The sequence below is a fragment of the Bacillus sp. EB106-04-02-XG92 genome, assembly GCF_058791995.1.
In genome coordinates this window covers 101,172-114,341 of sequence record NZ_JBYTEA010000009.1, presented here as the reverse complement: position 1 = coordinate 114,341, position 13,170 = coordinate 101,172, and the positions used below count along the sequence as shown (strand labels likewise).

Here is a 13,170-nt window from a genome sequence, read left to right as displayed (position 1 = left end):
TCCTTTTAGATTGAAAATGCAGTAATTCCAATAGTAAACGCAAATATAATTAAGATAATTCCTAAGCCACGATCAAACCAATGCATATTTTTTTGATAGATTTTTTTAAAGTAATTATTTGAAATTAATATCGCTAATAAAGTAAACCAAATTCCCACTACAATTATAATTTCACCACCATATATCCAACGCACCCAATTTGGTGTGTTAGTTCCAATGAATTGTGAAAATACACTTAAAAAGAATAATGGAGCTTTGGGATTTAATAGATTACACAAAAATCCTTCACGGAATCCCTGACCTAAAGAGCGTTTTGAACTTTGTTCAACATGTATTTCATTAGAACTTTCTGGTTCTGCTTTCGAACGAATACCTTTCCAACCTAACCATAATAAATAGATGGCTCCTAAAAGCTTAATAAAGTTAAAGATAACTGGCCATTTTTCTAATATGATGGTAAAGCCTAAAACTGTATAGGCTATATGAATAATTAATGCACTGGCAATACCTAGTGCTGTAGCTATACCGTGCTTTCTACCTATGCCTAAACTATTTTTCATAACTATTACAAAATCAGGTCCTGGTGATAAAGCAATTAGTATCCCAAGAAAAAAAACCTCTACATACATAATAAACTAACCTCATTTCTTCACATTTTGAACAATATAAGTCAATAAGTCATTACCTTGCCATAACGAATCAATCTGGTCTTTACCAAAATGATCTCCAACAACTTTCATCATCATATCGTGTCGAATATATTCCTTGGCTAGTAAAACCAACATTGGATCAGTAGTTTGAATAGCAAGTGGAATTTGACCATTAATAAAGCTTGCTATTAAAACTTCTTGATTATCCTGAATAACAATTGTTAATCTTTGCCCCATCCTCTGTTCTTCAATAGCACCGGCATAGTGGCGATGATAAAAAGCATTCCCGAAAGATGGTGTTTCTTGCTCCGTAAATAACAATGAATATATTTGAATTCCCTTTTCTCGTTGTAATTCAGCAGAAGGACGTAATTCACCTAATTCCTCCTCCCATGCGGATAACCAAATTTCTTCATTTGCTTCCTCTATTAATTTTTGCATTGCACTAATGATATGCATACGCTCTTCAATATGCTTAATAACATTAACTTCCACTGGTTTTTCTATAGCTTGTAATTCATTTTCTAAAAGGCTAAGTGTTTCCTCTGTTTGCTTTTTTTGATTAATAATCAGCTTTTTTACAGCCAATGGAATATAGGTTGGCGGTTCGGTTCGTAACTCTGTGATTGCTCCCTTAGTTACTAATTTTGAGATAACTGCATAAACCATTGAACGTGGTACACCACTTTTTTTGCTAATTTCATATCCATTTATAGATGGTTCCTTCAGTAACGTCATATACACTTTTGCTTCATTTTTTGAAAAACCAATTTCTTCAAATGTATTAATTAAATGTTCCATGTTAACCCCCATAATAGTTGTGATAGGTATTACTACTATAATTCAAAAGAAAATTGCAGTCAATAAAAATATATTGAGATAGAATTCTCACTATTAACAACAAATGATTTACTCCATTACAAAGTGCTTCTTAGAATACATTTGAAACTCACCAGTAAAAATAATATATAAATTATTCCCAAAATCATAAGCTTTATTGATGTTTTTAATAAATATAACTTTTCCATGGATATAAAATATGGTTAAGATAGTTACACTGTAAAATTAAGTGATTTCAAGTGGGTTTTAATCGGATATTTTATAAAACAGAAAACTTTTTAAATAGGAGGAATCCATCTTGATTAACTTTTTTCAAAACGGATTCCTCCTATTTAACGTAAAATGCAGATTTCTAGATATTTCGGGTCAAACTTTATTACAAGCCGACAAGTATCTTTCGGAGATTTAAATATCGATGGTTTGATCTGTTCTAATGGGGAATACTTTATATTGAATGAAGATGCGTTACTGATGCCTTGCATGAATTTGAGAATGGCTGTGTTCACCAATCTCTTCAAACTTGGGTACCACCTGCCTTGGAACCGTAGAGGCAGGCGATTTGTGTTTACGTGATCTTGGTTAATTCGATTTAGGAGACTTACAAATTATTCATGATAAAGAGGCTTACTATATCTCGCGGTTGAAGTTGAATACACGGATTTATATCAAGAACCCTGAACCAGAATACTTTAACAATAGTAGATTAAAAAAGCAAACTGAATATATCCAGCTTGATATGAAACAAATGATGTTTGGTCTAACCCCTGGTGAAACGATGGAAATCATTCTTTGGAATTGATGAATGTAAAAATATAAAAAGAAAACGCCTAGAGTGCCATTTATATGGTAAATTGATTCCCATTCTACTCTGTTCTTCTACCATGTTTCAAATGCGCCAATTGCGCCTCATGAAGAAAAAACGAGAGCTTAGTGAGTATAAAGTCATATATATGATTAAAGACTATTTTTTTCTTCTATTCCAAACTATACAAAAAGATACCCAAGAGCTATCAAACGTGTTACTTCTCCTGCTCAATCTTCTACAGCAAAACGGGCGGAAATCTCATCGATATAAGAAAAAAACGGTCTTTGATATATTAGGTGTCGTCTACAATTGTACCATGTCTGATAATCAAGCCGTTTAATTTAAAAAAGTGAAACCCGCTTGGGTTTATTTCGTATGCCAATCTTTCAATCACCTACACTTGCTCTTTAGAAAAAAGAAACAATCTCGCCTAAAGTTGACTTTTTATAAGCTTAGCTTAATAGTGATGTGGTGCTACCCCAATAGAGAATCAAATTTTAAGTTCACATTTAATTAGTATTCGCTACTTTTACAAAGTATCCACTTTGGTATCCTTGTTTAAAAAAGTACCCATTTTCTTGTCTATATATCGAGACAAGAAAATGGGTACTAAAAGAAATATATCTGTAGATAATTCAACATTTTTCACTATAAAATCAGTTACTACTTTCACTATTTGATACATGATTATATTTTACATAACTTTTGAAAAATACATTCTTTTTATAAATAAAATTCCCGATAAACACCTTTTACGGTATGTAATTTCAACACACTGTTTAAAACTTTGAACATATTCTAAATAACTCTGGTATTATTGTAAGATATAATTCCTTAACTATCGACTGCCTTTATTTTTATCATTACTTTTATCAACTCTATAGACAATATGTATGTGAGTATTCAATACTTGGACCAAGTCTATCCCTTTTCACAAATGTACCTGTTAAATTTTCATATTCAATATCTGCTAGAGCAACAAAATTCTCTGATTAAGTATTTGGTATGGATAAACTAACATCTAAAGTGTACTGCTCTTCAGCATATCCAATCCCTCCCATACTGAATACAAAGGAAGATTATATTTATAAGTGTGGGCTGAACTCATACATTTGTAACTGTCTATATAAATCCAATTGATAATATAAGATACAAAAACATCCTGCATGTCTGAACCATGCAGGATGTTTTTTAGTCTTTGTTTTTCATAATATAAGAAACAAGACGAAGAATTTCCAAGTATAACCATACTAATGTCATCATAAGCCCTACTGCGCTGTACCATTCCATATACTTTGGTGCTCCACTATGAACACCATTTTCAATTGAATCGAAATCTAGTAATAAATCTAATGCAGCAACAATAATTACAATCGTACTAATGATAATACTAATTGTCCCACCTTGGTGAATATATGTAACAGTTACCCCTAAGATGCCCAGTAAGAAAACAATAAAATACATAATAAGAATTCCAAGTGTTGCAACCGTTACAACCGCACGAAACTTTTTAGTCACTTTTACTATTCTCGCTGCGTATAACACTAACATGGCAAATAAAATCGAAATTGTTAATAATACGGCAGTTAAAACGATAGAATCACCAAATCGCATTGTATAATATGCTGAAATATTTCCTAATAAAATACCCTGTAATACTGCGTAAATCGGTGCGCAAATTGGTGATATGCGAGGAATGAATATAACTACAAATGCGACAATTAGAGTAACTATTATAATTCCAATTAACACAGGTATTTTCATTGTCCCTTGTGTCATTTGTACGTATGAATAGACAGACGCTGTAAGAAGTAAGATAAGCAAAATGAATGTTTTGGCCATCGTTCCACCAATAGTCATCATAGAAGCATTTGTCTTCTCTTTATGAAATTTTTCTTTTTTTAATATTGGATTAGTTGTCCTCATTTGTTCCTCCTAAATACACTCTACCTTTAAAGTGAATCTTTATATTTCTAATTTTTTATCAATCATACGCCCTGTAATAGCTGCTAGGACAATTATGAATAAGCAAGTAAAACATACATCTAAAATAGTAAATCCTTCACTAGGATACAGTGATGTGTCAATAAAACCATTTTTATCTATAAATCCCGTACTCTTTATAGGGATTACATATTTCTCTAATTTACTTAATAAATCCAGTACAAATGTTTGGATTGTTAAAAATAAAGCAAAGAAAATAACAGTTAAAACCATCTTACCCTTTGATGACTTTATAGGAATCAGCTTTGTAATTACCATGATGAAATAGCAGGAGATTAATATACTCATGAAATCGATTCCCCATAATAAAACAGAAAGTATGTGATGAATAAATCCATATGCATATAACTCATGAAACTCCTGTTGGTATCCCCCGTCTACTTTTCCACCGTAGGTACTCTGGGAGAAATAGTATAGAAAAATTAAGCCTATTACTAGTAAAAGAATAAACATTAACGTGAAAAAGAATAAATTTGCATATATATACTTTTTTCCTGAGATGGCTGTATAACGTATCATAGTATTTTTTAGCATTTTATTGAAAGAAGGCAAAGCTATTAAAATCAGTAAAAATGCAGTGCTACCTATTATTGAAATAAATATACCTAATGTTATATCCTTTGTAAGCTGATTTGTAACCTTCGATATTCCCATCATATTAAATAAAAGAAGTAACGAAATAGTAATAAATCCAAAATAAAAGACGGCTATCTTTTTTCTATTACAATTAAATAAATAACGAAAAAGCGGATTCATTTCCCAAAAACCTCCTTAAATAACTCATGTACTGCTTTTCCATGATGAAAACGAATTTCTTCTACATTTTCATGCAATACAATACTCCCGTCTTTTAAAAAGATTACCTCATCAAATATATTTTCAATTTCCTCGATTAAATGAGTCGAAATAAGAATGGTACTATCTTCACAATAAAAGTTAAGAATTAAATCTAATATATGCTTTCTAGAAACAAGATCAATTCCACCCAATGGCTCGTCTAGTACATATACCTTTGCTTTCCTTGAAAAGGTTAATATTAGCTGCAATATCCCTGTTTTCCCTTTTGTTAAGATGCTTATATTCTCCTCTAGCGGGATTTTAAAGTTAGCTATTAATTCTATTGCTTGTTGTAAGTTAAAATCGGCATACATATCTCGATAGAACAACAAGGCATCTTTTACAGTCATCCATTTTTCAAAAACAGGACTATCGGGCATAAATGAAACGATTTTTTTCGTTTCTAATCCCACCTTTTTATCTTTAATTGTAATACTTCCTTTAGAAGGGTAACGTAAACCAGATATCATTTTTAATAATGTTGTTTTACCACTACCATTTTCACCAACAAGACCGATAATTTTCCCTTCTGATATTGTTAAGCTTACATCTTGAATCACTGTTTTTAAATCATATACTTTCGAAAGATTTTCAATTTTCAATAGTTCCTCCATTCATTCCCCTCCTTTTTCTTTTCCAAAGAAGAATGGAGTATTGAGAGAATCTCCTCTTCCATAAAACCTAAATTATTCATTCCATCTATAAAATTATCAAGCAACTCTTTAGCCATTTCTTTGCGTAGCTCTTTGATTTTTTCTTCATTCATTGTTACAAATCTTCCTGTTCCTCTACGTGTCTCAGCAACACCTTCCCGCTCTAGCTCTTGAAATGTACGTTGAATTGTATTTGGATTCACTTGTAATTCCCCCGCTAATTCACGTACAGCAGGAATTTTTTCACCTGGCGCCAACCGTCCTGTTACAATTTCTTTCTTGATGTATTCCATTACCTGAACATAAATGGGGATATTAGGAGAAAACTCAGTTTTCATTTTTTTACTCCTCTGTATTAGTGTACTAGACAAATAGTACACTAATGTAAATTATATGTAAATAGTAATTTTAAAAACTATAATAAATAGAAGTTGAGGTTCTGATACAAAAATTTCAAGTTAATTATAAGTAATCTCTAATTTTGGACTTACTAAAGACTATTACTAAAAAGTTGTATGGTTCAAATGGAAGCACTATCAGCCTAATATTATCTTATTAACGTTAAGATGGTACCTATCGCATCATTTACTACATCATCATGATCAGGATATTGCTTTATTACATTCCCTACACCTAATTCTATTGGAACAAGTTTTACATTTAGGCTAAACTAAGATAAGCAGGTGAATTTTATCAATCTGTGTTTATTTATATATTAGCAAAATAAGAAGGTTATCAAAGGCTGAACGAAACTCTCAGCGTATGATAACCTTCTGAAATAGCTTATCAATGATTTAAATAAATCCCCTCACCATTATACTATTGAGCCACTCCAAATACATTGATTTCAGCTGCACTTGTCCATGGATTATTGTTTACCTCGCTTAATGCACGTAGTCTAATATAACGACCTGTCTTGTTTGCAAAGCTGACTTCTTTCAAATTAGTATTATTTGAAAAAGCACCTATGGATACAGCTGTTCCCCAATTCACTCCATCACTACTTACGTAAAACTCATAATCCTTAATCGTTCCGTTTATTTGGCCATCTTGCCTTGGCAGGTAGCTGAATTTAGAGAGGTTATAGGTTGCCCCTAAATCAATTTGAATCTCGTGCGGCATTGGAGCTACTGGGCTCCAATTTGTATGCCAAAATGTGTCTTTGTTTCCATCAAAGGCATACGTACCTAAATTGTACCAATTATAGCTATCTACATATTTTAGTGTCCAGTTTGTTTGCGGAATTAAACTAACTTCTTTTGTTGTGACTGCTACATTCATAGCAGAATTACTTGTACTTGTTGTTGTAATTGTTACTCCTGATTTTTCTCCCGTGTAGGTATTACTATTCGGATTGGTGTCTGGACTAAAGGTAGCAGCATGATTTTGATTCGTGTAATAGAAAGGGTCTTGGTATTCACTGATGGATTGTTCTATATCAATGAAAGGATGAGGATCACTGGAATTATTATTCATGGATTCATCAATATGCCAAACCGCAATACCACCAGAATTAGTTGGTAAGCTCGCATCATACCCAACCTTTGCGCGATTCTCAACTAAAAAATACGTATTATCCTTTAAAGGAATCTTTAACACATTATAGTTATTTGGGATCGCATTTAGAGTAAAATTGTTGCTGGTATTTACTACATTTGGCGTTACAAAGCCTAGTTTTACCTTGGACCAAGCATCCATATGATCTGGCGTAGTTCCATACTCTTCTCCTGGCAGACTATTCCAAGCCCCATTCCCCATTATACTTAGACTACCCACACGGTTATTGTCACCATATAGATCTGGAAGACCAAAAGAATGTCCTAACTCATGAGCAGGTATACCAATTGTCGCCATATGACCATATTGTTTTTCACCTTGCGCTGTATACATGCCTGATACTGTAACACCATCGTGATTTGTATTAGGAGCATATGACTGATGTGCCCAAATATTTGGAAGTGGACCGCCACTAGCCTGTTCATTACCAGCAAGAACAGTTACAATGTAGAAACCATCTTTGGAGTCAATGATTTGATCATTATTAGTATCAAGACTAGCAAAATTCACTTGGGGATCCGCTTTAGCCAATGCATCTGTTATAACCGTTCCCATACTTTTTCCCGATGTACTCGGATGAGCGTAGTCTAATTTTACTTTAACTACCCCATCATTTTGCGTACCATATGTTTCGGAAGTTGGAGTGATTTGTACTTTTCCATTACTTACTTCATTATAATAATTCTTTACTGACTTTTGATTTGTAGAAAAGAATTTATTACTCCAATCGTTATCGTTATATGCAATATCAACATCTGTAAACCCAATTAACAAAACAAGTAATTTTTTATTTCCTAAAACTGGAGTGACAGTTCCATCTATATTTTTTGGTGCTTCTATTTGTAATTTATTCATGTACTCCTGTTTTTTCTTTGCTTGAGGGTTGTAATTCTTTATCCATTTGTTCAAATTGTTCTCATTTACCGCCATCGAAGGCTTCTTATCAATTTTATATTTTTTCCCCGTCAATTTCAGTTCATCTGATGTAAGCTCAGCGTAATTCCAATATCCCTTCTGATCTTGTAAAAGTACGTCACCATCCTTTGTACTTATCCAATGGAACCATTCATCACCATGTAATGTGCCCTCAAAAGATTCGCCTGACGGCTGCTTCATGTTGACAACTCCATCGTATGCTGGTGCCGCAAAAGCGTTCGTTTCAACATACAAAACACAAATTAAAGAAAAAACGGATATGAACAGGAATTTAAAAATTCTTTGCATAAACCTTCCCCCTTTTTCAATGGTATGTGGAATATTCTATTGATAGCCAAACTAGATTCATACATGGAATCAATCAACGGATACATCTGTATAAGGCTAACAGAACACCCTTTAATTATAATTACAGGAAATTGAAAAAATGTTATTTTTTAATTAAATTAATATTTTCTCAAGATTATCCAATAATTCACGTAACTTTCAAATATAAAACCCTCTTATATTAATATTGAGTATTTAAGAAATAGGATTTATTCAACAGGAAAAGAATTTATAGAGAAAGAATATAATTATATTGAATATAATAACGTGTTTTTAATTGTACCTTTAAGGAGGCGTTGTCAATGAGTAAATATTTTTATTTGATTGGGCAAAAAATCAAGAGGATAACGTTTCACTAGCCTATAAACTACGTGTTCCTCTTCAATAATCGAAGGAGAGTATAAAGTTGAAGAAATTATATTTAAAGCCAATTGACAAAAGTAATTGGAAAGAAGCAACTAAACTGTCTGTTAAAGAAGAACAACAAACATTTATTGCATCCAACCTCTATTCAATCGCAGAAGTTCAATTTTTAGATAATTTCTATGCAAAAGGTATTTATCTTGATGAAAAAATGATAGGATTTACTATGTTTGGGATTGATCCTGATGATAATAATTATTGGATTTATAGACTTATGATTGATAAAAGATTTCAAGGAAAAGGTATAGGTAAACAAGCTATATATCTAGTTATTGATGAAATAAAACGTAATAATCACACAAATATTTCTTTAATCATGATTGGATATGCTCCTGAAAACCTTACAGCTAAATTTGTATATAAAAAAGCAGGATTTATTGAGACTGATTTATCACCTTGGGGTGAACAGTTAGCTAAATATCCTTTATGAGTACTTGCAATCTCCACGTTGACTTTTGGACTTATAAAAAAACAGTTCAATAGTATAGCAATGTAGATAGGAAATGATTTATACTTCATTTTACCTAGTAACATCCTAAAACATATAATAGATAAAAAAAGACGACGCTGAATACGTCGTCTTTTTTATAAAGAGCAAAGTGATTTCTCAAAGTTTTCTTATTACATCAAAGCCAATTATCTCTTAGTTTATATTCAGGTAAAGCTTACACTGTTTTCCATAATGATAAAGCATAAATCCAGTTTGGATCCCCATTTCCTTGATAATTCTGGACTGCTTCATACACTTTTCCCTCGTGTAGAACTCTTTCTCCCTTTTTATATGCTTTCTTTGCATCCCATGCTTCATATGGAGCGTTTTCAGTTTTTGTAGTAATTGTGAATGTATCACTCTGTACAGATTCATTTCCAGCTACATCAACCGCCTTCACTACATATTTATAAGTAGTATTAGCAACTAAGTTTTTATCCAAATAAGAAGTCGTAGTGGATGTTGCAATCTTTTTCATTAATCCTTCTGTTTCTCTATAAATATCGTAATGGTCTACACCAATATTATCGTCAGATGGACTCCACATTAAATCAACACTTGATGCAGTCGTTCCCATACTATGTAATCCTTTAAGTTGTGTTGGTGCTTCTATGTGAAAATTTTCACTTGACTAATATATCATGCTTTTAAGTGCTTGATTTTTTCAGTTTTTTTAACCATCTATTTTATAGGATACAGTTCACTTAGTATGCGAATTCGGGAGGTCTTTTTTTCATGTATCACCATTCGGGCTCACTCATATGATTCAAGCGGAAGAATAGCGTATTTTTACTCGCCCAGTACTTAGTAGGTATAACTTTTTGTATTTCAAAAGACTTTTCTCTCTAAAAATATTTTTCATACAAATTTTCAGATTCTAAAAAATCTATAAATTTCTTATAATGTGTCACTGTTCTTTCTAAAGCAATCATTAAAACAAATATAAAATAAATTGCTTGAATTCCATTCATATAATTAAAGAGTGATTCAAATATATATACAATACTTGCAATCATAGAACAAAATCATAAATAAAATTTCATTTTCAGCTTTTTAATTTTTTGCTTAGTTGTCTTACAATACTGGCCATGAACTCTTATAAACAAATAAATTGCTGTATGCAAAATAACAATTGAAAATTGGAAACTTCGATTGTCCTCCGAACTAAATTCAGAGAAATCTATTTCTAATGAATGTAATACTATCCAAATAGAAAATAAAGATAGTACAAAGACATATAAAAAACCAAATAATACCTCCAATATAAATATCCAAGGTTTATTTAATATTGAGTAAAATGGATTTAGATATTTTATGGTTAATAAAAATTTCCTCACTAAATCAGTAATAATAATTGATGTATTAGTTATATTCATATAGAAAAGTAATGTTATTGGAACCAATAACATTATAGTGATGCCCCAAACAGTAATCTTAATACCAGATAAAAAGAAAACAGCTCCATAAATTATAATTGAAAAAACAAAAGTTGATATTGGAACAAACATTAAAAATATAAAAGTTCTTATTAAAATTAAATCCGCTAAAAAATCTTTTATTATGGAAACGTGTATTTTTTCCTCCTTGTAATTTTTCACAGTATCAACTATTTCTTTCTCAGACAAAAGAAAATACATCAATCTATTAAACATAACAAACCCCTTTATATGAAAAAGATTAAAATATATACCCAACTGTTATTACAATTTCATAAAAGTAATTGTAAATTTTGTATAAACATTTTTTTCACTTTCAACTGTAATTAAGGCGTGATGTGCCTCAATAATAGCTTTGACAAGTGCCAACCCAATTCCGGTCGAGCCGTGCTTTTTAGAACTACTTGATTTATAGAATCGTTCAAAAATATGAGGTAATTCTTCAGCTGAGATTCCCTCGCCAAAGTCTTGGATCACTAGTTCTGTATAAATTGGAGAATTTTTGGCCTGAATCATTATTTTACCACCGTGTTTAGAATGTTCGATTGCATTCTTCAACAGATTTAATAAAGCTTCCTGCATCCATAATTTGTCATAAATAACGACTATTTCTCTCGGTACATGCCAATCAATCAATATATTCTTATCACTTATCATGCTTTGCAAGCGATTTAGAACTTCCTTAGTCGTATCTACTAAATTACCTGGCTCTTTATCAAACGAAATAGCTTTTGCATCAATTTTTGCTACTTTTAACAAATTCTGAATCAAGACATTCATTCTAGATATTTGAATATCATTATTTTGCAATAATTGAACTTCTTGCTCACGTGATAGTTTTTCACTTAATAACATTTCATTATAGATAGAAATAGTTGAGAGCGGTGTTTTTAACTGATGAGATATATCCTGCAACATTTCTCCTAAAAATTGCTTTTCCTCAAGCAAATCCTGCATGTTTTTTCTAATGATATCTTTCATTGAGCGAAATGAAATTGCCAGTTTCGCGAAATCCCCTTCTTTATTTTCATTAATGACAACTGAGTAATCTCCCTCGATTATTTTTTTTGCAGCCCTAGTAAGCTGGCTAATTTTATTAAAAATAATTTTTTGTTGCATGTAGTTTGCCAAAAAAAGCAACAACCCAAAAGCAATCAATCCCCAAATAATGAATTGATTGTGATCAATAATTAAGTTATTTAAGTGAGGAAAAAATTTTGATTCCAAGTCTTCATATAATCCATACTGTTTTAGGATTTCGGTCCCTTTTTTCTGATATTCACTTGAATGAGACGAATGATTTGTTAAGGCTGTCATAATTTCGGATTCATTTTCAGGATTTTGCTCAACCAATCTAGCGGTGATTTCCCCCCAGGTTGCAATAGAATCGCGTTTTAAATGATCATAGAATAATTGCTGAGTAATAAATTGGTAAATCGTAAATAAAGATAAAAGAACGGTTAGTATCGTCATATAGCTTTTTATTTCAGTATTTTTCATTATTTTGCTCACCCAATCACATCCTTACTCCAACGATAACCATATCCTCTTTCGGTAACGATAAACTGCGGTTTTTGAGGATTGTCTTCAATTTTATCCCTTAAACGCTTAATGTATACAGATAACGTATTTTCATCAAAAAAGACATTATCTCCTTCCGTTATTTTTAGTAAGAGCTCATCTCTTTTAATAGCTTTGTGAGCATTCATCATGAAATTCAATAGAAGCTTGTATTCTAAATTCGTCAATGTAATACTTTCACAATCTTTATAGACCTTGACTAGATTCGTATCGATTCTTATATTCTCAGACCTTAAAATCTGAGGAGGTGTTTCAAGCGTTGCTTGTTTGCGCAATTGTACTTTCACTCTAGCCATGAGTTCCCTAACCCGAAATGGTTTGGTTATATAATCATCTCCGCCTATATCTAGCCCCATTACCACATTTGCTTCCTCATCTAGTGCAGTTAAGAAAATAATAATTGATTTTTCATTTTGTCCTTTAAAATATATACATAAGTCATAACCATTACCATCTGGTAAACCAATATCAAGGATGAACAAATCAAATGTATTGTGAACAAACTGGTATTTTGCTTCTTGTACACTGCACGCTCTAATTACCTCATAACCTTCATTTCTTAATGAAAATTCGATGGCTAGGCCAAGAGCTTCATCATCTTCAACTAGTAATATTTTTTTATTCAAGTATG

General features: G+C 31.7%; 10 protein-coding genes and 3 pseudogenes. 2 read left to right on the top strand and 11 right to left on the bottom strand.

Features of this window, described 5'->3' with window-relative positions:
- Positions 1-5: 5 nt before the first annotated feature.
- Together AC3WVA_RS20890 and AC3WVA_RS20885 are read right to left on the bottom strand one after the other, a co-directional pair.
- Complete coding sequence (locus AC3WVA_RS20890) at positions 6-629, bottom strand: LysE family transporter (protein WP_429604143.1); 624 nt, start codon at positions 627-629, stop codon at positions 6-8.
- A 12-nt stretch (positions 630-641) separates the two neighbouring features.
- Positions 642-1,451 carry a TrmB family transcriptional regulator gene (locus AC3WVA_RS20885; protein ID WP_492322151.1) on the bottom strand — a complete coding sequence of 270 codons (810 nt, stop codon included), beginning with the start codon at positions 1,449-1,451 and terminating at the stop codon, positions 642-644.
- Positions 1,452-2,013: 562 nt separating this feature from the next.
- On the opposite strand from AC3WVA_RS20885, the pseudogene AC3WVA_RS20880 reads away from it, so the two are divergent.
- Positions 2,014-2,635, top strand: a pseudogene (locus tag AC3WVA_RS20880) (transposase); the annotation flags it as partial.
- Between the two features lie 851 nt (positions 2,636-3,486).
- On the opposite strand, the gene AC3WVA_RS20875 reads toward AC3WVA_RS20880, so the two are convergent.
- From AC3WVA_RS20875 to AC3WVA_RS20855, 5 genes are all read right to left on the bottom strand, one after another.
- Entirely contained in the window at positions 3,487-4,221 is a 735-nt protein-coding gene (locus AC3WVA_RS20875) for a Bax inhibitor-1/YccA family protein (protein ID WP_492322150.1), read from the bottom strand.
- 39 nt (positions 4,222-4,260) lie between these two features.
- Positions 4,261-5,055: an ABC transporter permease gene (locus tag AC3WVA_RS20870; RefSeq protein WP_492322149.1), complete on the bottom strand. Its 795-nt coding sequence runs from the start codon at positions 5,053-5,055 to the stop codon at positions 4,261-4,263.
- Positions 5,052-5,750 carry an ATP-binding cassette domain-containing protein gene (locus AC3WVA_RS20865; RefSeq protein WP_492322148.1) on the bottom strand — a complete coding sequence of 233 codons (699 nt, stop codon included), beginning with the start codon at positions 5,748-5,750 and terminating at the stop codon, positions 5,052-5,054. The genes AC3WVA_RS20870 and AC3WVA_RS20865 overlap by 4 nt, the downstream gene beginning before the upstream one ends.
- Positions 5,735-6,127: a GntR family transcriptional regulator gene (locus AC3WVA_RS20860; RefSeq protein ID WP_098096823.1), complete on the bottom strand. Its 393-nt coding sequence runs from the start codon at positions 6,125-6,127 to the stop codon at positions 5,735-5,737. Before AC3WVA_RS20860 ends, AC3WVA_RS20865 begins: the two co-directional genes overlap by 16 nt.
- 481 nt (positions 6,128-6,608) lie before the next feature.
- On the bottom strand, positions 6,609-8,570 hold the full coding sequence (locus AC3WVA_RS20855; protein WP_492322147.1) for a M6 family metalloprotease domain-containing protein: 1,962 nt from the start codon (positions 8,568-8,570) through the stop codon (positions 6,609-6,611).
- Between the two features lie 445 nt (positions 8,571-9,015).
- Here AC3WVA_RS20855 and AC3WVA_RS20850 point away from each other — a divergent pair, with 445 nt between their 5' ends.
- Entirely contained in the window at positions 9,016-9,462 is a 447-nt protein-coding gene (locus AC3WVA_RS20850) for a GNAT family N-acetyltransferase (protein WP_097841376.1), read from the top strand.
- Positions 9,463-9,697: 235 nt separating this feature from the next.
- Here AC3WVA_RS20850 and AC3WVA_RS20845 read toward each other — a convergent pair.
- The 4 genes and pseudogenes from AC3WVA_RS20845 to AC3WVA_RS20830 all read right to left on the bottom strand — a co-directional run.
- Positions 9,698-10,132 (bottom strand): annotated as a pseudogene (locus tag AC3WVA_RS20845) (fibronectin type III domain-containing protein); the annotation flags it as partial.
- 235 nt (positions 10,133-10,367) lie between these two features.
- Positions 10,368-11,174: pseudogene (locus tag AC3WVA_RS20840) on the bottom strand (hypothetical protein).
- Positions 11,175-11,222: 48 nt separating this feature from the next.
- Positions 11,223-12,458, bottom strand: coding sequence for a HAMP domain-containing sensor histidine kinase (locus tag AC3WVA_RS20835; protein ID WP_195756635.1), 1,236 nt, complete (start codon positions 12,456-12,458; stop codon positions 11,223-11,225).
- A gap of 8 nt (positions 12,459-12,466) precedes the next feature.
- On the bottom strand, positions 12,467-13,165 hold the full coding sequence (locus AC3WVA_RS20830; RefSeq protein ID WP_097841374.1) for a response regulator transcription factor: 699 nt from the start codon (positions 13,163-13,165) through the stop codon (positions 12,467-12,469).
- Positions 13,166-13,170: the final 5 nt, after the last annotated feature.